This window comes from Streptomyces sp. NPDC088124 (assembly GCF_040685895.1).
Lineage (GTDB): Bacteria > Actinomycetota > Actinomycetes > Streptomycetales > Streptomycetaceae > Streptomyces.
In genome coordinates, this window is record NZ_JBFBJB010000004.1 from 203,314 (window position 1) to 222,682 (window position 19,369).

Annotated in this window: 18 protein-coding genes and 1 tRNA gene; 8 read left to right on the forward strand and 11 right to left on the reverse strand. The window is 70.8% G+C overall.

Annotation, left to right across the window (positions count from 1 at the left end; translation table 11 throughout):
- Positions 1-110: 110 nt before the first annotated feature.
- A complete protein-coding gene (locus tag AB0P17_RS04880; RefSeq protein WP_365807701.1) occupies positions 111-779 on the forward strand; it encodes a class E sortase in 669 nt (222 codons plus the stop codon).
- A gap of 131 nt (positions 780-910) precedes the next feature.
- On the opposite strand, the gene pknB is transcribed toward AB0P17_RS04880, so the two are convergent.
- The 6 genes from pknB to AB0P17_RS04910 all read right to left on the reverse strand — a co-directional run bounded on the left by pknB (position 911) and on the right by AB0P17_RS04910 (position 9,089).
- Positions 911-2,959 (reverse strand): Stk1 family PASTA domain-containing Ser/Thr kinase, encoded by a 2,049-nt coding sequence (gene pknB / locus AB0P17_RS04885; RefSeq protein WP_365807598.1) that lies wholly within the window; start codon positions 2,957-2,959, stop codon positions 911-913.
- Positions 2,960-3,126: 167 nt separating this feature from the next.
- Positions 3,127-4,593, reverse strand: a complete 1,467-nt coding sequence (locus AB0P17_RS04890; RefSeq protein ID WP_365807600.1) for a penicillin-binding transpeptidase domain-containing protein — start codon at positions 4,591-4,593, stop codon at positions 3,127-3,129.
- Positions 4,590-6,005 (reverse strand): FtsW/RodA/SpoVE family cell cycle protein, encoded by a 1,416-nt coding sequence (locus tag AB0P17_RS04895; protein WP_365807601.1) that lies wholly within the window; start codon positions 6,003-6,005, stop codon positions 4,590-4,592. Before AB0P17_RS04895 ends, AB0P17_RS04890 begins: the two co-directional genes overlap by 4 nt.
- A gap of 26 nt (positions 6,006-6,031) precedes the next feature.
- On the reverse strand, positions 6,032-7,552 hold the full coding sequence (locus tag AB0P17_RS04900) for a PP2C family serine/threonine-protein phosphatase (protein ID WP_365807603.1): 1,521 nt from the start codon (positions 7,550-7,552) through the stop codon (positions 6,032-6,034).
- A 141-nt stretch (positions 7,553-7,693) separates the two neighbouring features.
- Positions 7,694-8,212 (reverse strand): FHA domain-containing protein, encoded by a 519-nt coding sequence (locus tag AB0P17_RS04905; protein WP_365807604.1) that lies wholly within the window; start codon positions 8,210-8,212, stop codon positions 7,694-7,696.
- Between the two features lie 10 nt (positions 8,213-8,222).
- Positions 8,223-9,089, reverse strand: a complete 867-nt coding sequence (locus AB0P17_RS04910) for a DUF3662 and FHA domain-containing protein (protein ID WP_365807605.1) — start codon at positions 9,087-9,089, stop codon at positions 8,223-8,225.
- A gap of 338 nt (positions 9,090-9,427) precedes the next feature.
- Between AB0P17_RS04910 and AB0P17_RS04915 the strand changes: the two genes are divergently transcribed.
- The 4 genes from AB0P17_RS04915 (at position 9,428) to AB0P17_RS04930 (ending at position 12,673) form a co-directional block, all read left to right on the forward strand.
- Positions 9,428-9,511, forward strand: a tRNA-Leu gene (locus AB0P17_RS04915).
- A 315-nt stretch (positions 9,512-9,826) separates the two neighbouring features.
- The gene (locus tag AB0P17_RS04920) at positions 9,827-11,311 is read left to right on the forward strand and encodes a DUF2252 domain-containing protein (RefSeq protein WP_365807606.1); all 1,485 of its coding nucleotides are present in this window, start codon (positions 9,827-9,829) and stop codon (positions 11,309-11,311) included.
- A 70-nt stretch (positions 11,312-11,381) separates the two neighbouring features.
- Complete coding sequence (locus tag AB0P17_RS04925; protein ID WP_365807608.1) at positions 11,382-12,245, forward strand: hypothetical protein; 864 nt, start codon at positions 11,382-11,384, stop codon at positions 12,243-12,245.
- 83 nt (positions 12,246-12,328) lie between these two features.
- The gene (locus tag AB0P17_RS04930) at positions 12,329-12,673 is read left to right on the forward strand and encodes a rhodanese-like domain-containing protein (RefSeq protein ID WP_365807610.1); all 345 of its coding nucleotides are present in this window, start codon (positions 12,329-12,331) and stop codon (positions 12,671-12,673) included.
- A 121-nt stretch (positions 12,674-12,794) separates the two neighbouring features.
- Here the strand turns inward: AB0P17_RS04930 and AB0P17_RS04935 are convergent, their stop codons facing one another.
- From AB0P17_RS04935 to paaA, 5 genes are read right to left on the reverse strand one after another with little or no spacing between them, the layout of a single operon-like run.
- On the reverse strand, positions 12,795-13,853 hold the full coding sequence (locus AB0P17_RS04935; RefSeq protein ID WP_365807612.1) for a 2Fe-2S iron-sulfur cluster-binding protein: 1,059 nt from the start codon (positions 13,851-13,853) through the stop codon (positions 12,795-12,797).
- Positions 13,854-14,429 carry a 1,2-phenylacetyl-CoA epoxidase subunit PaaD gene (gene paaD, locus AB0P17_RS04940; protein ID WP_365807614.1) on the reverse strand — a complete coding sequence of 192 codons (576 nt, stop codon included), beginning with the start codon at positions 14,427-14,429 and terminating at the stop codon, positions 13,854-13,856.
- The gene (gene paaC, locus AB0P17_RS04945; RefSeq protein ID WP_365807615.1) at positions 14,423-15,187 is read right to left on the reverse strand and encodes a 1,2-phenylacetyl-CoA epoxidase subunit PaaC; all 765 of its coding nucleotides are present in this window, start codon (positions 15,185-15,187) and stop codon (positions 14,423-14,425) included. Before paaC ends, paaD begins: the two co-directional genes overlap by 7 nt.
- The gene (gene paaB, locus AB0P17_RS04950) at positions 15,184-15,474 is read right to left on the reverse strand and encodes a 1,2-phenylacetyl-CoA epoxidase subunit PaaB (RefSeq protein WP_365807617.1); all 291 of its coding nucleotides are present in this window, start codon (positions 15,472-15,474) and stop codon (positions 15,184-15,186) included. The genes paaC and paaB overlap by 4 nt, the downstream gene beginning before the upstream one ends.
- Positions 15,471-16,466: a 1,2-phenylacetyl-CoA epoxidase subunit PaaA gene (gene paaA, locus AB0P17_RS04955; protein WP_365807619.1), complete on the reverse strand. Its 996-nt coding sequence runs from the start codon at positions 16,464-16,466 to the stop codon at positions 15,471-15,473. The genes paaB and paaA overlap by 4 nt, the downstream gene beginning before the upstream one ends.
- A 114-nt stretch (positions 16,467-16,580) precedes the next feature.
- On the opposite strand from paaA, the gene AB0P17_RS04960 reads away from it, so the two are divergent.
- From AB0P17_RS04960 to AB0P17_RS04970, 3 genes are read left to right on the forward strand one after another with little or no spacing between them, the layout of a single operon-like run.
- Positions 16,581-17,285 carry a DUF5819 family protein gene (locus AB0P17_RS04960; RefSeq protein ID WP_365807702.1) on the forward strand — a complete coding sequence of 235 codons (705 nt, stop codon included), beginning with the start codon at positions 16,581-16,583 and terminating at the stop codon, positions 17,283-17,285.
- A gap of 44 nt (positions 17,286-17,329) precedes the next feature.
- Positions 17,330-18,676, forward strand: coding sequence for an HTTM domain-containing protein (locus tag AB0P17_RS04965; RefSeq protein WP_365807703.1), 1,347 nt, complete (start codon positions 17,330-17,332; stop codon positions 18,674-18,676).
- Positions 18,677-19,354 (forward strand): TrmH family RNA methyltransferase, encoded by a 678-nt coding sequence (locus AB0P17_RS04970; RefSeq protein ID WP_365807621.1) that lies wholly within the window; start codon positions 18,677-18,679, stop codon positions 19,352-19,354.
- Positions 19,355-19,369 lie beyond the last annotated feature (15 nt).

The following is a 19,369-nucleotide window of genomic DNA, read 5'->3' on the forward strand; positions in this document are numbered from 1 at the left end:
GGACGGGTGCCGTGGCAGCGAGTACCGGGCACGAGGAACAGGCCCAGGACCAGGAACGCGACCCGGACCGGGACCCGGCGCCCGCCCCGGTCCGCCGCCCCCGGGGCCGGGTGGCCGCCGCCGTCAGCGTCTTCGGTGAGCTGCTCATCACCGCGGGGGTGGTGCTGGGCCTCTTCGTCGTCTACTCGCTGTGGTGGACGAACGTGCTGGCCGACCGCGCGGCGGACCGACAGAGCGACGACGTACGGCACAACTGGGCGCGTGAGGCGACCGGCGGCGGCCCCAAGAGCTTCGACCCGGCGGACGGCATCGGCTTTCTGCACGTCCCGGCGATGGGCGCCGACGAGGTGCTGGTGAAGAAGGGCACGAGTACGTCCCTGCTGAACGACGGCGTCGCGGGGTACTACACGGATCCGGTCAAGTCGGCGCTGCCCTGGGACGAGCAGGGCAACTTCACGCTGGCGGCCCACCGGGACGGGCACGGGGCGCGGTTCCACAACATCCACAAGATCAGGACGGGTGACCCGGTGGTCTTCGAGACGCGGGACACCTGGTACGTCTACAAGGTCTACAAGGAGCTTCCGAAGACCTCGAAGTACAACGTGGACGTGCTGTCTCCGGTGCCCAAGGAGTCGGGGAAGACCAAGCCGGGCCGCTATCTGACGCTGACGACCTGCACGCCCGTCTACACCTCGGACTACCGCTACATCGTCTGGGCCGAGCTGGAGCGTACGGAGAAGGTCGACAAGGAGCGCACGCCCCCGCCCGAGCTGCGCTGACGGCCGCCGCCGGTCACGGCCGGAGGCCGCCCCCGCGGGCACGCGAACTGCCCCGGTACCCATCAGGTGGGTACCGGGGCAGTTCGCCGAGGCGTTCAGCTCATGCGACGCGCCGGGGCGTCGGCGTCCGGCTACTGCTCCCCGTTGCGGAAGCCGGACTGGCCGGCGAAGAAGCCACCGCCGTTGTTGCCGCCGTTGTTCCCACCGCCGTTGTCGCCGCCGCCGTTGTTCCCACCGTTGTTGCCGCCGCCGAAGGTGGTCAGGGTGACCGTGTCGCCCTTGTTGACTTCCTGGCCGGGGCGCGGGTCGCTGTTGATGACGATGGCGTTGTCGTCGTTGGACGAGCCGCCCGCGACCGCGACGTTCAGGCCCTGGCCCTGGAGGGTGCCCCTGACCTCACCGAGCCGCTTGCCGGCGAGGATGTCCGCGGGGATGGTCACCTTCTCCTGCTGGGGCCCCTTGGAGACGTCCAGGGTGATGGTGGCGCCCTTGGCGGCCTTGGACTCGCCCGCCGGGTCCTGCTTGACGACCGTGCCCGGGGGCTGGTCGGAGTCGACCGGGTTGCGTACGACCACGAATTCGAGCGTCTTGAGCTGCGCCTCGGCCGTGTCCACGTTCTGGGTGGTCACGTCCGGGACGGGGATCAAGCTGTTCGTGGCGATCGTCAGCGTGACCGTGGAGTTCTTCTCGGCCTGGGAGTTGCCCGCGGGGTCCTGGGAGAGCACCGTGCCGGCGTCCCGGTCGGACTCCTCCTCCTTGTACTCGACCTTGAAGCTCTTGTTCTCCAGCTGGACGGTCGCCTTGTCCTTCTGCTTGTCGGTGACGTCCGGGACCTCGATCTGCGGCGCGCCCTCGGAGACGACGACCTGGATCGTCTCGCCCTTGTCCATGTCGCCGCTCTCGGGCACCTGGCTGCAGATGGAGCCCTTGGGCTGGTCGCAGCGCTCCGCGCCCGACTGGGCGACCTTCACGGAGGCGTTCTCCGCGAGTGTCTGGGCTTCTTCGAGCGTTTTGCCGACGAGTTGCGGGACCGGCACCTGGCCGGTGGCCTCGCCGCCGCTGCCGTCGAAGAGCCACTTGCCGATGAGGATCGCGCCGACCAGCACCAGGACGCCCGCGACCGCGAGCAGGATGGTCGATGTGTTGGACTTCTTCGGCTGCTGGCGGCGGCGGGCCGGGCGGTCGTCGTACCCGCCGAAGCCGCCGTCGTCCGGGTTGACCGGCGGGAGCATCGAGGTCTGGCCGGCCGGGTCGCCCGCGCGCATCGCCGTGGTCGGCTGGTCGGCGCCGTAACCCCCGCCGTAGCCGACCGCGCCCATGGCGGCGGTGGCGGCGACGGGCTGGCCGTCGAGGCAGGCCTCGATGTCGGCGCGCATCTCGTCGGCGGACTGGTAGCGGTAGTCCGGGTCCTTGACGAGGGCCTTGAGGACGATCGCGTCCATCTCGGGCGTGATCTCGGGGTCGAAGACGCTGGGCGTCTGCGGCTCTTCCCGTACGTGCTGATAGGCGACGGCGACCGGGGAGTCGCCGATGAACGGCGGCCGGACCGTGAGGAGTTCGTAGAGCAGGCAGCCGGTGGAGTAGAGGTCGGAGCGCGCGTCGACCTGTTCGCCCTTGGCCTGCTCCGGGGAGAGGTACTGGGCGGTGCCGATGACCGCCGAGGTCTGGGTCATCGTCATGCCGGAGTCGCCCATGGCGCGGGCGATGCCGAAGTCCATGACCTTGACCTGGCCGGTGCGCGTCAGCATGACGTTGGCCGGCTTGATGTCGCGGTGGACGATCCCGTTGCGGTGGGAGTACTCCAGCGCCTGGAGGATGCCCACGGTCATCTCCAGCGTGCGCTCCGGCAGCAGCCTGCGCCCGGAGTGCAGCAGCTCGCGGAGGGTGGAGCCGTCGACGTGCTCCATCACGATGTACGGGAGGGAGACCCCGTCGACGTAGTCCTCGCCGGTGTCGTAGACCGCGACGATCGCCGGGTGGTTGAGCGAGGCCGCCGACTGGGCCTCTCTGCGGAACCGGGCCTGGAAGGACGGGTCGCGGGCCAGGTCGGCCCGCAGGGTCTTGACGGCCACGGAGCGGCCGAGCCGGGTGTCATGGGCGAGGTAGACCTCCGCCATGCCACCACGACCGAGCACCGAGCCCAGTTCGTACCGGCCGCCGAGGCGACGCGCCTCTTCCATAACGTTCCAGCCCTCTCCGTCAGTCCCGACCGCACCGGCGAGTGGTCCGGCGGTGTGCTGTTCGCGCCTACGCTACCGGGCACGCCGTATGAGGTTGGCCCGTAACGGTGAGCTGATATACGACCGGTATCGCATTGTGCGGGTATGGACGTGTGTCGTGACGGGCGTCACTTCTTGCTGTCGATGACCGCCTTCATCACGTCCTTGGCGATGGGGGCCGCGAGGCCACCACCGGAGATGTCGTCACGGCTGGCATCGCTGTCGGCGACGACGACAGCGACCGCAACCGGGGAGCCGTCACCCGTCTTGGCGTACGAGATGAACCACGCGTACGGGTTCTTGCTGTTGTTCTCGCCGTGCTGGGCGGTGCCGGTCTTCCCGCCTACTGTGACGTTCGGGATCTTGGCGTTGGTTCCCGTGCCCTCGTCGACGACGGTCTCCATGATGCTCTGGAGCTTCTGGGCGTTCTCCTGCGAGAGGGGCCGGCTCAGCTCCTCGGGCTCGGTCTTGTTGAGCACGTCGACGCTGGGCGACTCCAGGCGGTCGACCATGTACGGCTTCATCAGCTTGCCGTCGTTGGCGACCGCGGCGGCGATCATAGCCATCTGGAGGGGCGTGGCGCGGGTGTCGAACTGGCCGATGGAGGAGAGCGCCGTCTGCGAGCTGTTCATCTCCTCGGGGAAGACCGAGGCCGCCGCGCGGACCGGGACGAACTGCTCCTCGTTGAAGCCGAACTTCTTCGCGGTCTCCAGCATCTTCTCTTTGGTCAGGTCCGAACCCAGCTTGCCGAAGACGGTGTTGCAGGAGTAGCGCAGGGCCACCCGGAGCGTGGCGTCCTTGCAGGGGATGTTGCCCTCGTTCGGGAGCGGGGTGGTCGTCCCGGGCATGATCCAGGGGAGCGGCGTCTGGGTGGGAGCGTCGACGTCGGTGACCTTGCCGTGCTCCAGGGCGGCGGCGGCGGTCAGCACCTTGAAGGTGGAGCCCGGCGGGTAGGTCTCGCGCAGCGCCCGGTTGAGCATCGGGTCGTCGGGGTTCTTCTTCTTGTCGAGGGCGACCCAGGCCTTGGAGTCCTTCTCCGAGTTGCCGGCGAAGGTGGACGGGTCGTAGCTGGGGGTGGAGGCCAGCGCGAGGATCTTGCCGGTCGCCGGCTCGATCGCGGCGACGGCGCCCTTCTTCTTGCCGAGGCCCTCGTACGCGGCCTTCTGGGCGGCGCTGCTGAGCGTCGTGACGACGTTGCCGCCCTTCTTCTCGTCGCCGGTGAACATGGACATCGTCCGGTCGAAGAAGAGCCGGTCGTCGTTGCCGGTGAGGACGCCGTCCTCGATGGACTCGATCTGGTTGGCGCCGAACGCCTGCGAGGCATAGCCGGTGACGGGCGCCCACATCGCGCCGTCGGTGTAGGTGCGCTTGTACGTGAAGTCGGTGTCGTCGGTCTTGGCGGAGCCGGTTATGGGCTTGCCGTCGACGATGATGTTGCCCCGTGCGTTGCTGTACCGCTCGATCTGCACCCGGCGGTTGAACTCGTGCGAGGTGAGTTCGCTGGAGCGTACGAAGCCGAGCCAGTTCTCCCGGATCAGCAGGGCGAGCATGAGGAGCCCGCAGAAGATGGCGATACGGCGCAGGGGCTTGTTCACGGTCGGACCACCTGGGTCATCTCGGCGTCGGGGGACGGGGCGGGGGCCGGGGCGGGTCGGCGCGCGGTGTCGCTGATGCGGATGAGAATGCCGATCAGGGCCCAGTTGGCGAGGACGGAGGAGCCGCCGTACGCGACGAACGGCATGGTCATACCGGTCAGCGGGATGAGTCCCATGACGCCGCCGGCGACGACGAAGACCTGGATGGCGAAGGCGCTGGAGAGCCCGATGGCGAGGAGCTTGCCGAAGGGGTCGCGGGCGGCGAGGGCGGTGCGTACGCCACGCTCGATGATCAGCGCGTAGATCATCAGGACGGCCATGGTGCCGGCCAGGCCCAGTTCCTCGCCGATGGTGGTGAGGATGAAGTCGGCGTTGGCGGCGAAGCCGATGAGGTCGGAGTTGCCCTGGCCGAGTCCGGTGCCGAGGGTGCCGCCGGAACCGAAGGAGAGCAGGGCCTGGCCGATCTGCTCGCAGGCGCCGCTGTCCTTGTAGCAGGCGAAGGGGTCGAGCCAGGCCTCGACGCGGGACTGGACGTGCGACTCGAAGGAGGCGACGCCGACGGCTCCGCCGACCGACATCAGCAGTCCGAAGACGATCCAGCTGGTCCGCTCGGTGGCGACGTACAGCATCACCACGAAGAGGCCGAAGAAGAGCAGGGAGGTGCCGAGGTCGGTCTCGAAGACCAGGATGAGGATCGAGATGCCCCAGATGCCGAGGATCGGCCCCAGGTCGCGCCCCCGGGGCAGGTAGAGGCCCATGAAGCGGCGGCTGGCGAGGGCCAGGGCGTCCCGCTTCACCATGAGGTAGCCGGAGAAGAAGACCGCGATGATGATCTTCGCGAACTCGCCGGGCTGGATGCTGCCGAGGCCGGGGAGGGTGATCCAGATCTTGGCGCCGTTGATGGCGGGGAAGAACATCGGCAGGATCAGCAGGAAGAGCGCGAGAGCCATCGAGATGTACGTGTAGCGCTGCAGGACGCGGTGGTCCTTGAGCAGGACCAGTACCCCGACGAAGAGCGCGACGCCGATCGCGGAGTTGAGGAGCTGGCCGGGGGCGTCGGGGCTGTAGGAGCCGAAGAGGATCTCGGCACGCTTGATCAGCCGCGGCGACTGGTCCAGGCGCCAGATCAGCACCAGCCCGAGGCCGTTGAGAAGCGTCGCCAGCGGCAGGAACAGCGGATCGGCGTACGGGGCGAACTTGCGCACCACGAGGTGCGCGACGCCCGCGAGCAGGCTGAGCCCGGCCCCGTAGCCGAGCATGCCCGCGGGGACCTTGCCGTCCATGGCCAGCCCCACGTTCAGATACGCGAACACGGGGATGGCCACGGCGAAGGCGAGCAGGACGAGCTCGGTGTTGCGGCGGCTCGGTGCTTCGATCGCGCCGATGGTGGTCGTGTTGGTGACAACGCTCATGGTGGTGAAGGGCCCCCTACGGCCGGCTACTGCTGCTTACCGCAGTTCGAGGCCACTTTCTGCTCCTCTTCCGAGAGGCTGGGGCCTGGAGTGGGAGTCGCGGCTTTCGGGTTGACGGTGGACTTCGTGAGGGGCGTACCGGTCGTACCGCCGGCCTCTCCCTCACCCGTGACCACATTGGACTCTTGGTCGGCGGTGCGGCGCTGCTCTTCCTTCTTGCACGCCGACGCCTGGGTGGCGAGTTCCTCGATCTTCTTGCGGCCGTTGGCGAGGCTGCCTTCGGCGATGGTGTCCTCCACCTGCTTGCGCTGGTACGGAGGGAGGTACTTGAGTTCGATCTCGGGGTGGTCCTTCTCGACCTTCGAGAGCGAGAGCCAGGCGAGGTCCTGGCTGATGCCCCGGTAGAGGGCGACGTGCTGGTCGCTGGCGCCTACGTAGTACTGCGTCTGGGTCCAGCGGTAGCCGCTGTACAGACCGCCGCCGACGACGGCCAGCGCGAGCACGGAGTAGAGAGATCTCTTGAGCCACCGGTGGCGCGGGCGCTCCTTGACGAAGCCGTCCGAGGCGCTGTCGTACGCGCCGAAGCCGTCGGAGCCGCTGCCGGGCGGCACGCCGTACCCGTAGTCGGTGTCGTCGCCGCTGCCGGGCGGGCCGAAACTGCCGGCGGTCTGCGGGGGTACGGCGCGGCCGAGGCCGGCGGCGCGGCCGGCCGGGGTCTGCATCGCCGCGGCGTTCTCGGCGGCGTTCAGCGGGAGCTGGTTCTCGGCGACGGCGCCGACGACGACGGGGGTGTCGTTGAGCTGTCCCGCCAGAGTGTCGTTGGCCTCGGCGTCCAGGACGTCGGCGACGATGCAGGTGATGTTGTCGGGTCCGCCGCCGCGCAGGGCGAGCTGGATGAGGGCCTGGATGGTCTCCTGGGGGCCCTGGTAGCCGGCGAGGGTCTCTTCCATCGTCTGGTGCGAGACCACGCCGGAGAGGCCGTCCGAGCAGATCAGGTAGCGGTCGCCGGGGCGGACCTCACGGATGGAGAGGTCGGGCTCGACGTGGTCGCCGCTGCCCAGCGCGCGCATCAGCAGGGAGCGCTGCGGGTGGGTGGTGGCCTCTTCCTCGGTGATCCGGCCCTCGTCGACCAGCCGCTGCACCCAGGTGTGGTCCTGGGTGATCTGGGTCAGTACGCCGTCGCGCAGGAGGTACGCGCGGGAGTCCCCGACATGGACGAGGCCGAGTCGCTGGCCGGTCCACAGGAGGGCGGTGAGCGTGGTGCCCATGCCCTCCAGCTGGGGGTCCTCCTCGACCATGACGCGGAGCTGGTCGTTGGCGCGCTGCACCGCGGAACCGAGCGAGGTGAGGAGGTCGGAGCCCGGTACGTCGTCGTCGAGCTGCACGAGAGTGGAGATCACCTCGGACGAGGCGACCTCTCCGGCCGCCTGGCCGCCCATGCCGTCGGCGATGGCCAGCAGCCGGGGGCCGGCATAGCCGGAGTCCTCGTTCCCCTCCCGGATCATTCCTTTGTGCGACCCGGCGGCGAAACGCAGAGACAGACTCATGCGCACCTCGCCCGTCGGCTCGCCGGTCGACTGTCGCGCCAGCCGGTCTCGAGCCACACTGCCCACCCTCCGGTCGGGAGCCTGCTGCGGTCCGCTGTGGGGACCGTCGCGGCTCGCTCGCTCCGCTCGCTCATTGTCGTACTACTTCCGCAGCTCGATGACGGTCTTTCCGATGCGGATCGGAGCGCCCAGTGCGATCGGCTGCGGGGTCGTGAGCCGGGTCCGGTCGAGATACGTGCCGTTGGTGGACCCGAGGTCCTCGACGATCCATTGACCGTCACGGTCCGGGTAGATCCTGGCATGCCTGCTGGACGCGTAGTCGTCGTCCAGCACGATGGTCGAATCGTGGGCGCGGCCCAGCGTGATCGTCTGTCCCTGGAGCGCCACCGTGGTGCCGGTGAGGCTCCCTTCGGAGACGACCAGCTTGGTGGGTGCTCCCCTGCGCTGCCGACCCCCCTGCTGTTGCTGCTGGCGCTGCTGGGGCGGCGCCGCGGACTGGCGTCCCTGCTGCGGGCGGGCGTCTGCGTTGCGGCGTGAGCCGCGCTGCGTGACGCGTGTTCCGAACAGGTCGCTGCGGATGACCTGTACGGCCACGATCACGAACAGCCACAGAACGGCCAGAAAACCTAGCCGCATGACCGTCAGGGTCAGCTCTGACATTGCCCCCGCTTCACCCTTCGGCTTGCCTGAAAACGATGGTGGTATTGCCCACGACGATCCGCGAGCCGTCGCGGAGCGTAGCGCGGGTGGTGTGCTGTCCGTCTACCACGATGCCGTTGGTGGACCCGAGGTCCTGGATCGTGGAGGGCGTTCCCGCCCGGATTTCGCAGTGCCTGCGCGAGACCCCGGGGTCGTCGATCCGTACGTCGGCGTCGGTGCTGCGGCCCAGGACGAGGGTGCCGCGGGAGATCTGGTGGCGGGTGCCGTTGATCTCGATCCAGCGGCGCACCTGGCCGTGCGGCAGCGGGCCGGGGCCGGGGCCCGCGGGCCGGCCGCCGGGGCCGCCCGCCAAGCTTCCGGGCGGCGAGGAGGAGGGCATCGGGGGCACGGCGCTGGGCGGGTAGCCGTAGCCGCCGGGGGCGCCCCGGGAAGGCGACGAGGGGGCCGCGGGGCCGGGACGGCCGGAGACGCCCGCGGGTCCGCCGGGTCCGTCCTGTGACGTACTCGACGCCAGGGTCCGGCTGCGTACCCGGTACAGACCGGTGTCGAGGTCCTCGGCCTTCTCCAGGTGGACCTTGATCGGCCCCATGAAGGTGTACCGCTGCTGCTTCGCGTAGTCGCGGACCAGCCCGGACAGTTCGTCGCCGAGCTGGCCGGAGTACGGGCTGAGCCGCTCGAAGTCCGGCGTGCTCAGCTCCACGATGAAGTCGTTCGGGACGACCGTCCGCTCGCGGTTCCAGATCGTCGCGTTGTTGTCGCACTCGCGTTGGAGGGCACCCGCGATCTCGACGGGCTGGACCTCGGACTTGAACACCTTCGCGAAGGTGCCATTGACCAAACCTTCGAGACGCTGTTCGAAACGCTTCATGACTCCCATGGGGCACCTCCTCCGTCGTTGCCGTCCTGGTACTGCTTACTGATCGTATCCACGCGTCGGGAAATCGGCTGGTTCCCCTTGTCTGCCCCGTCGATGAGTGTCACCTCTCACACGGATCGTAGAGGCGGCCCGACGCCAGTGTCCCGCACCCTGGGTGCACTCAGGAGGAGTGGGTGGCGCCCGGAGTCCGTTCCCTGCTTCCGCGGTCGATCCGTGGAACGGTCCCGGAAACAAACGGATGTGATTCCACCCTCCGCAGCGTGCTAATCTTCTCGATGTCGCCAGGAGCGCACACCAGCTCAACACCAGCAGGTGAAGCACCGGACGACGCACCCAATGCGCGGGTGGCGGAATAGGCAGACGCGCTGGATTCAGGTTCCAGTGCCCGAAAGGGCGTGGGGGTTCAACTCCCCCCTCGCGCACAGCGGGTAGTCAGTGATTACCCACAGCGGATTGGTCGAACCCCCGCTCCGGAGATCTTCCGGGGCGGGGGTTCTTCCGTATGTCCGGGCGGTGTCGTGCGTGGTCCGGCGGAGGGGGCCGCCCCCCCCGTACGGGATCCGGCTCTGTGACGCAGGTTACGGCCGGGCGGCCGGGCGGCCGGGCGGCCGGGCGGGGCCCGTTCCGAGTTTTCCACAGGGGCGGTCACCTGGCCGAAACCGGCGGTACCGTCGTGAGCGGTTGATCTCACACGACGAGTCACGACGGGCAGACGAGTACGGGGGAGGCGGCGCGCCATGGGCGGTGTCGGGTCTGGGACGGCTGGTCCGCGGGCGGCGGGGCCGGCGACGGCGGCCGGGGCGGTACGGATTCCGGCGGTGCCGGGGTTCGCGCCGCGCGCCGTGCGGGCGGAGGCGGACGGCGCGCGGACGCCGAAGGCGCGGGGGCGCGCGCTGCGGGAGCGGGTGCCGCGGTCCTCGCACGCCGTGTCGGCCGCGGTGGCGGGGCGGCCGGACGCGGTGCGGGCCGTCGAGGAATCCAGCCGGGGCCGGGTGGCGAGGCTCACTCCCCTACGGGTGGGGCGGATGGCCGCGACCCCCTTCGCCTTTCTGCGCGGCTCCGCCGGACTGATGGCCCATGACCTGACGGGCACCCCGGTCACCGGGGTCGGCGCGCAGCTCTGCGGTGACGCGCACGCGGCCAATTTCGGCCTGTACGGGGACGCGCGCGGCCGGCTCGTCATCGATCTCAACGACTTCGACGAGACCGTGGTCGGCCCCTGGGAGTGGGACGTCAAGCGGCTCGCCACCTCGCTGGTGCTGGCGGGGCGCGAGGCCGGCGCCGACGAGGACACCTGCCGGGGCGCCGCGTACGACGCGGTGGGGGCCTACCGGCGCACGATGCGGCTGCTGGCGAAGCTGCCCGTGCTCGACGCGTGGAACGCCATCGCCGACGAGGAGCTGGTCTCGCACACGGACGCCCGTGATCTCGCCGGCACGCTGGAGCGGGTCTCGGAGAAGGCGCGCAACAACACGAGCGCGCGGTTCGCGGCCCGGTCGACCGAGGCGGTGGACGGCGTGAGCGGGAAAGGCCCCGCCGGGCGGCGCTTCGTCGACGCGCCGCCCGTGCTGCGGCGCGTGCCCGACGAGGAGGCGGCGGCCGTGGCCGCCTCGCTGGAGGAGTATCTGACCACCCTCCCGGCGGACCGGCTGCCGCTGCTCGCGCGGTACGCGATCCACGACGTGGCGTTCCGGGTCGTCGGCACCGGCAGCGTGGGGACTCGGTCGTACGTGGTGCTCCTGCTGGACCACCGGGGGGAGCCGCTCGTACTCCAGGTGAAGGAGGCGCGGCCGTCCGCGCTGGTGCCCCATCTGCCGGCCGTCGGATTCGAGCCGCCCCGGGTGGCGCACGAGGGGCGGCGCGTGGTCCTCGGCCAGCAGCGGATGCAGGTGGTGAGCGACAACCTGCTGGGCTGGACGACGGTCCTGGGCAGGCCCTGCCAGGTGCGCCAGTTCAGGAACCGCAAGGGCAGCGTGGACCCGGCGGCGCTCCCCGCCGACCAGGTCGACGACTACGCCCGGATGACCGGGGCGCTGCTCGCCAGGGCCCACGCGCACAGCGTGGACCCGCGCCTGATCGCCGGGTACTGCGGCAGGAACGAGGAACTGGACGCGGCCGTGGCGGAGTTCGCGGTGGCGTACGCGGACCGCACGGAGGCGGACCACTCGGAGCTGCTCGCGGCGGTGCGCGGTGGGCGGATCTCCGCCGAACTGGGCGTCTGAGCGGCCGGTACGGGCGTGCCGGGGGCCGGGGAGGGACGGGGGCGGCCGGATCCGCCCGTAGGCTGGGCGGGTGATGCACGACGCCCCTGGGGAGCCGACGATCCGTAACGACGACGAGCAGGACGTACGAGACGTGCCGGACGCCACCGAAGCGTCCGACCCGCGCCCCGAGGCGCGCCTGGAGCGGGCCGTGCGCGCCGCCGAGCAGGCGCTGATCGAGTTCGAGATCGCCCTGGAGACGTTCCGGATCGAGGTCGAGAACTTCTCCCGGCTGCACCACCAGCGGCTCGGCCCGATGTACGCCCGGCTCGACGAGCTGGACGCGCTGATCGCGGAGGCCCGCGCCGCCCGCTCGGGCGACCCGGAGGATCTGCGCAAGGCGCGGGAGGCGCGGGCGATGGTGCAGCCGATGCCGGGCGTGGAGGAGCTGTTCCACGATTGGCTCGATTCCGACGGTCTGTCGCCCGAGGCCTCGGCGATGCTCACGGACCGGCCCGTTCGGCCGCCCAAGCGGGTCCGGCCGAGCGACGAGGCGCGCAAGCTCTACCGGGACCTGGTGCGTAAGTCGCACCCGGATCTCGCGCAGGACGACCGGGAGCGCTCGCGCCGTGAGGAATTCCTCACGCGGGTCAACTCCGCGTACGGGCGCGGGGACGAGGCGCAGCTGCTGGAGCTGGCCGGCGAGTGGGCGGCGGGGCCCGCGCCGCGGCCGGCCGAGCTGAGTGAGAGCGAGGAGCTGTACGCCCGGCTGGAGTGGCTGTCGCAGCGCAAGGAGACGCTGACGCTGGTCGCTCAGGAGCTGGAGCAGGGCGCGATCGGAGCCATGCTCAGGATGGCGCCGGACGATCCGGACCGGCTGCTGGAGGAGATCGCGGAGCAGCTGCTCGCGGAGGTCTCCGGGCGTGAGGCGGAGCTCGCCAGACTGGTGGAGTAGATTCCGGAGCCCGGGTGCCGCCACGGCGATCGCGCCCCGGCTCAGGCCCCGGTCCCGGTTCCGTACGAGAGAAGGCAACACCCATGAATTTCGCCCCGCTGCCCTCGGTCGATGCCGCGGCGGTGCCCTCCGACGCCCTGGTGCTGGACGTCCGGGAGGCCGACGAGTGGGCGGCCGGTCATGTCGAGGGCGCGCTGCACGTGCCGATGAGTGACTTCGTGGCCCGCTTCGGTGAGGTCACGGAGGCGGTCGCCGAGGGCCGGAAGGCCTTCGTGATGTGCCGGGTGGGCGGCCGGTCCGCACAGGTCACCCAGTATCTGGTGCAGCAGGGGATCGACGCGGTGAACGTGGACGGCGGCATGCTCGCCTGGGACGGCGCCGGGCGCCCGATGGTCGCCGACAACGGCACCGCGGCCTTCGTGCTCTGACCGCCGGGCCGCCGGGCCGTCGGGCCGCCGATCGGCTCAGCCGGCCGAAGCGGTGAGCGGTGAGCGGTGAGTGGCCGAAGCCGCTGGTCGCGGCCAGCGGTCAGCGGCCAGCGGTCAGCGGTCAGCGGTCGAAGTCCAGCTCCACCTCCGTGGTGGCCGGATGGGACTGGCAGGCCAGTACGTACCCCGCGTCGGTCTCCTCCGGTTCCAGCGCGAAGTTGCGGTCCATGGTGACCTCGCCCGAGACCAGGAACGCCCGGCAGGTGCCGCAGACCCCGCCCTTGCACGCGTAGGGCGCGTCCGCGCGGCCGCGCAACACCGTCTCCAGCAGCGATTCGCCCTCCTGGACCGGCCACGTGCCCGAGCGGCCCCCGAGGCTCGCGGTGAGGGTGCTGTGCGCGGGAGCCCGGGCGCCGGGTGTGGCTGTCGCGACGGCGGAGGGCGCCTCGTCGACATGGAAGATCTCCTGGTGGATGCGGGCGCGCTCCACCCCGAGGCCGCGCAGCGCGCGTTCCGCGCCGGAGACCAGGCCGAGCGGGCCGCACAGGAACCAGCCGTCGACCTCGGCCACCGGGAGCAGCGCGGGCAGCAGCCCGGTCAGCCGCTCGCGGTCCAGACGGCCGGACGGCAGTCCTGTCTGCCGCTCCTCCCGGGAGACGACCGTGACGAGCTGGAACCGGTCGGGAAAGCGGTCCTTGAGGTCGGCGACCTCCTCCAGGAACATCGTGGACGCCACGGTGCGGTCGCTGCGTATCAGACAGAACCGGGCGGTGGGCTCCCGGATCAGCAGGGTGGCCGCGATCGACAGCACCGGGGTGATGCCGCTGCCCCCGACGATCGCCGCGAAGTGCCCGGGGCGGGGCTCCAGGACGAAGCGGCCGGTCGGCTCCATGACCTCGACCGTGTCGCCCACGGCGAGCTCCTTGAGGGCGTACGTCGAGAACTCGCCGCCCTCGACCAGCCGGATGCCCACCCGCAGCGCCGGCTCGGGGCCCGCCGGGGCGCAGATCGAGTACGTACGCCGGATCTCCTCGCCGTGCGCGGTGCGGCGGCGCAGGGCGATGTGCTGGCCCGGCGTGTGCCGGAACGCCTCGCGCAGCTCGGGCGGGACGGCGAGGGTGAGCGCCACCGCGTCGTCCGTGAGCGGTTCGACCTCGCTGACCCGGAGCGGATGGAACATCTACAACTCCTTGAAGTGGTCGAACGGTTCGCCGCAGGCCGTGCAGCGGCGCAGGGCCTTGCAGGCGGTGGAGGAGAACCGGCTGAGCAGTTCGGTGTCGGTGGATCCGCAGTGCGGGCAGCGCAGGGTGAGCGCCAGCGGCACCGGTCCGGCGACGGGTCCCGGCGCCGCCGCCCCCGGGCGCGGCGGCGCTATGCCGGAAGCGGCGAGTTTGCGGCGCCCCTCGGCGCTGATGTCATCCGTCGACCAGGCCGGGGAGAGGACCGTGACGACCGAGACCTCCGGCACCCCGTGGTCGTGCAGGACGCGCTCGATGTCCGCGGACATCGTCCCGATGGCCGGGCAGCCGGTGTAGGTGGGGGTCAGCTCCACGCGGACCCGGCCGGGGCCCGACAGACGCAGCCCGCGCAGCACGCCCAGCTCGGCCAGGGTCAGCACCGGCAGCTCCGGGTCGGGCACGGCGCCGGCCAGGGCGCGCAGTTCCTCCTCCAGCGCCGTCGTACCCGCCGGTGCCGCGCTCCTGTCCGCGCTCCTGTCCGGGGAGGTGTACGGGGTCGTGCCCGGGGGCGTCACCATGACGCCCCCGGGTGGCTGCGGTGAAGATGCTGCATCTCGGCGATCATCCGGCCGAACGACTCCGTGTGCAGCCCCTGCCTGCCCGCGCCCGCCGTCCAGGCGCCGGACCGGGGGCCGTCCGGCACGGTCAGGGTCGCCCGGCGCAGCACATCGGTGACGGACGCGAGCCAGCTCTCCTCCAGCACCCGCCAGTCGACGTCGAGCCCGTCGGGTGCGGCGAGGCCGTTGAGGGGCTGGAACATCTCGCCGGTGAACCGCCAGAGCGCCCGGCAGGCCCGGTCCATCCGCTCATGGCTCTCCGGTGTGCCGTCCCCGAGCCGCAGCGTCCAGCGCTCGGCGTGGTCCTGGTGGTAGGCGACCTCCTTGACCGCCTTGGCCGCGAGTCCGGTGAACTCGCTCTCCCCGGCGGCGAGCTGCCGGTACAGCAGGAGCTGGTAGGTGGAGAAGTAGAGCTGGCGGGCGATCGTGTGCGCGAAGTCCCCGTTCGGCTGCTCGACCAGGTGGAGGTTGCGGAACGCGCGCTCCTCGCGCAGATAGGCCAGCTCGTCCTCGTCCCCGACGAGGGAGAGCAGGAACCGCGCCTGACCGAGCAGGTCCAGCGCGATATTGGCGAGCGCGACATCCTCTTCGAGGACGGGGGCGTGGCCCGCCCACTCCGCCAGCCGGTGCGAGAGCACCAGCGCGTCGTCGCCGAGCGCGAGAGCCGCCGCCCGGGGCACCGGCCGCGCGGGCCGTTCCGTCGCCGGTACGCCGGTCACAGGTGCTTCACCCCCTCGGGGATCTCGTAGAAGGTCGGGTGCCGGTAGGGCTTGTCGGCGGACGGGTCGAAGAACGGGTCCTTCTCGTCCGGCGAGGAGGCGGTGACCGCGGACGACTCCACCACCCAGATCGAGACGCCTTCACCGCGCCGGGTGTACAGATCGCGCGCGTTGCGCAGGGCCAGCTCGGCGTCCGGGGCGTGCAGGCTGCCCGCGTGGGTGTGCGAGAGCCCGCGGCGGGAGCGTACGAAGACCTCCCACAGGGGCCAGTCGGCCGTACCGCTCATGCCGCCGCCTCCGTCCGTGCCGCCGGGCGGTGCTTCTCCGCGTACGCCGCGGCGGCCTCCCGGACCCACGCGCCCTCTTCGTGTGCGCGGCGGCGCTGGGTGATCCGCTCCTCGTTGCACGGTCCGTTGCCCTTCAGCACCTCGTGGAACTCCGCCCAGTCGATCGGCCCGAAGTCGTGCCGCCCCCGCTCCTCGTTCCACCGGAGGTCCGGGTCGGGGAGGGTCAGGCCGAGGGCCTCGGCCTGGGGGACGCAGATGTCGACGAAGCGCTGCCGCAGCTCGTCGTTGGAGTGCCGCTTGATCTTCCAGGCCATGGACCGGGCCGAGTGGGCCGACTCGTCGTCCGGGGGGCCGAACATCATCAGCGACGGCCACCACCAGCGGTCCACCGCGTCCTGGGCCATGGCGTGCTGTGCCTCCGTCCCGTTGCTCAGGGTCAGCAGCAGCTCGTACCCCTGGCGCTGGTGGAAGGACTCCTCCTTGCAGATCCTGACCATGGCCCGCGCGTAAGGGCCGTAGGAGCAGCGGCACAGCGGGACCTGGTTCGTGATCGCCGCGCCGTCCACCAGCCAGCCGATCGCGCCGACGTCGGCCCAGGTCAGGGTGGGGTAGTTGAAGATCGAGGAGTACTTCTGGCGGCCGGTGTGCAGCTTGTCGAGCAGCTCGTCACGGCCCGTGCCCAGCGTCTCGGCCGCGCTGTACAGATACAGACCGTGTCCCGCCTCGTCCTGCACCTTGGCCATGAGGATCGCCTTGCGGCGCAGGGAGGGCGCGCGAGTGATCCAGTTTGCCTCCGGCTGCATTCCGATGATCTCGGAGTGGGCGTGCTGGGCCATCTGGCGGATCAGCGACGCGCGGTACGCCTCGGGCATCCAGTCGCGCGGCTCGATGCGCTCGTCGGCGGCCACGGCCGCGTCGAACGCCGCCTCGAAGGACTCCGCCGTCCTTTCCACCGTCGCCTCCTCGGCTGTCCCCGTGGTCACTGCCGTCATCCGGACCCCCTACCGACCGATCGTTCGGTTCATGGACTTCAATGGTGAGTCGGCGGCCCGTAGGGTGTCAACCCTGTGGATAACTCACCGGAGTACGACGGCGATCGGGGCGGGATGGATTCGTACGACGACCAGGGCGGGAAAGCCGGACCGCCAGCCGGGGCCGGGATAGCCGGCCTCTCCTTCCGTTACCAGGTGGTGGCCGCTGTCTCCCTCGCGGTCATCGGGCTGCTGGCCTGCGTGCATGTCGCGATGGTGTTCCTCCACGTCGCCCCGTCCAACACGCTCACCAAGCAGCACGGCAAGGCCGTCGACGCCTGGGTCTATCCCGAGTTCGAGCAGAACTGGAAGCTTTTCGCGCCCAACCCCCTCCAGCAGAACATCGCCGTCGAGGCGCGCGCCGAGACCGGGTCCGGCGCCGCGCGCCGGACCAGTGAATGGATCGATCTCTCCGCCGAGGACGGCGCCGCGATCCAGGGGAATCTCCTGCCCAGCCATGTCGACCAGAACGAGCTGCGCCGGGGCTGGGACTTCTTCGTCGGATCGCATGACAATCAGAACCGTCCGAACGGGTTGCGCGGCCAGCTCTCCGAGAGCTACATACGCCGGATCGTGATGCTGCGGCTGGAGAGCCACGACCTGGGCGGCCCGGTGGAACGTATCCAGGTCAGATCGGTCACCACAGCCGTCGCCGCGCCGTCCTGGAGTACGGAGAAGATCAGCACACGCCCGTCCTACCGGGTCTATCCGTGGTGGGCGGTGAACGCCGCCGACCTTCCCGGAGGCGTGAAGAACGGCAGCGCGGAGGCGGACCGGTGAGCGAACAGCCCGTGGAACCCTCGCAGCCGGCGCGGCCCGATCCCGTGGAGCCCGTACGGCCGGGAGCGCCCGGTCCGGAGCCCGCCCCGGCCGCGGGGCGGCCGCGCCACCTCGAACAGCGGGCCGCGGTCGCGCTCCGGCGTGTCACGGCGACCGCCCTCGGCCGCTACCAGAGCGCCGTCATCCGGATCGGCTTCGCCGGCACCTGGCTGCTCTTCCTGCTGCGCGAGGTGCCGCACCGCCATGAGCTGTACGGTCCCGAGGGCCCCTGGAGCTGGGACATGGCCCAGCAGCTCATCGCGAAGAACAGCGCCTTCTCCGCACTGATGTGGTCGGACAGCACGGTCTGGTTCGAGATCGTCTACGCCGTCGCCGTTCTCTCCAGCGCGCTGCTGATGCTCGGCTGGCGGACCCGCACCATGTCCGTGCTCTTCATGTTCGGGGTGCTCTCGCTCCAGAACCGCAGCATCTTCATGGGGGACGGCGGCGACAACGTCATCCACCTCATGGCGATCTATCTCGTGCTGACGCGCTGCGGGCAGGTCTGGTCGCTCGACGCCCGGCGTGCCGCCCGCGCGGCGCGCCGCGCGGAGATATCCGCCGGGACGGGTGCCCAGGACCCGTCGGGACCCGCCGGGGCGGGTGCGGCGGAGGCCGTCCGGCCGACCGTACGGGACCGGGTCGGCCCCGTCCTGTGGGCCGTCACCGGCACGGTCCTCCTCGTCGGCACGCTGACCGACCGGGTCCAGGCCGAGAGCTGGCTGCTGGCGCTGTTCTGGGGGGCGTGGGCCGGACAGGGGCTCTGGTGGGCCGTGAACCGGCGCGCGCCCCATGGCGAGCCGCGCGCGCTGCTGGACGTCCTCGCCAATCTGATCCACAACGCCGCGCTCGCCGTCATCATGGCCGAGGTCTGTCTCATCTACGCCACCGCCGGCTGGTACAAGATCCAGGGCTCGCGCTGGCAGGACGGCACCGCGCTGTACTACCCGCTCAAACTGGACTACTTCTCCCCCTGGCCCGCGTTCTCGGGCCTCTTCGCGTCCAGCGCGCTCGTCGTGATGGTGCTGACGTACGGCACGGTCATCGTGCAGGTCGCCTTCCCGTTCACGCTCTTCAACCGGCGCGTCAAGAACGTCCTGCTCGTCGCGATGATCCTGGAGCACGCGGGGATCGCCGTCCTGCTCGGGCTGCCGTTCTTCTCGCTCGCGATGATCGCCGCCGACGCCGTGTTCCTGCCGACGGTCTTCCTGCTGTGGCTCGGCGGCCGGACCACCGCGGTGTACGACCGGCTGCGTCGGCGGCTGCCGGGCCGACGGCGCCCCCTCGCCGGGGCGGCCGCCCCGCCCGGGCAGCGGCAGGAGAGCTCCGAGCAGCCACGTACCCTCGTGTAGGTGATCAGCGAGACAGCGGACGAGGGCCTGGAGCCGGTCCAGTACGACGAAGGCTACGGGCCCCCGGTCGGCGTCGGACCGCACGGCGAGCCGTGGCCTCAGGGCGAGCGGTACGACCCGGAGCTGCTGGCCGCCGGTGACCGGCGCAATGTGGCCGACCAGTACCGCTACTGGACCCGCGAGGCGATCGTCGCGGACCTCGACACCCGGCGGCACGACTTCCACGTGGCCGTGGAGAACTGGAGCCACGACTTCAACATCGGCTCCGTCGTCCGCACCGCCAACGCCTTCCTCGCCAAGGAGATCCACATCGTGGGCCGGCGGCGCTGGAACCGGCGCGGCGCGATGGTCACCGACCGGTACCAGCATGTGCGCCACCACCCCGGCACGGAGGAGCTGACGGCCTGGGCGGCGGCCGAGGGGCTGCCGATCATCGGGATCGACAACCTGCCCGGCGCCGTCGCGCTGGAGCGGACCGAGCTGCCGCGCCGCTGCGTGCTGCTCTTCGGCCAGGAGGGTCCCGGCCTGACCGAAGAGGCCCGTCTCCACGCCACGATGGTCTGCTCGATCGCCCAGTTCGGCTCGACGCGCTCGATCAACGCGGGAGCCGCCGCGGCCATCGCCATGCACGCCTGGATCCAGCGGTACGCGGAGATCCCGGCGCCACCCGCGCCCTGATCCGGCCTGATCAGG

Coding starts and splice junctions, on each gene's coding strand:
- AB0P17_RS04895 (WP_365807601.1), bottom strand. CDS start 6,005: ATGAGCGTTGTCACCAACACGACCACCATCGGCGCGATCGAAGCACCG.
- paaB (WP_365807617.1), bottom strand. CDS start 15,474: ATGAGCGGTACGGCCGACTGGCCCCTGTGGGAGGTCTTCGTACGCTCC.
- pknB (WP_365807598.1), bottom strand. CDS start 2,959: ATGGAAGAGGCGCGTCGCCTCGGCGGCCGGTACGAACTGGGCTCGGTG.
- AB0P17_RS04930 (WP_365807610.1), top strand. CDS start 12,329: ATGAATTTCGCCCCGCTGCCCTCGGTCGATGCCGCGGCGGTGCCCTCC.
- AB0P17_RS04910 (WP_365807605.1), bottom strand. CDS start 9,089: ATGGGAGTCATGAAGCGTTTCGAACAGCGTCTCGAAGGTTTGGTCAAT.
- AB0P17_RS04960 (WP_365807702.1), top strand. CDS start 16,581: ATGGATTCGTACGACGACCAGGGCGGGAAAGCCGGACCGCCAGCCGGG.
- AB0P17_RS04905 (WP_365807604.1), bottom strand. CDS start 8,212: ATGTCAGAGCTGACCCTGACGGTCATGCGGCTAGGTTTTCTGGCCGTT.
- AB0P17_RS04900 (WP_365807603.1), bottom strand. CDS start 7,552: ATGAGTCTGTCTCTGCGTTTCGCCGCCGGGTCGCACAAAGGAATGATC.
- paaA (WP_365807619.1), bottom strand. CDS start 16,466: ATGACGGCAGTGACCACGGGGACAGCCGAGGAGGCGACGGTGGAAAGG.
- paaD (WP_365807614.1), bottom strand. CDS start 14,429: ATGGTGACGCCCCCGGGCACGACCCCGTACACCTCCCCGGACAGGAGC.
- AB0P17_RS04920 (WP_365807606.1), top strand. CDS start 9,827: ATGGGCGGTGTCGGGTCTGGGACGGCTGGTCCGCGGGCGGCGGGGCCG.
- AB0P17_RS04935 (WP_365807612.1), bottom strand. CDS start 13,853: ATGTTCCATCCGCTCCGGGTCAGCGAGGTCGAACCGCTCACGGACGAC.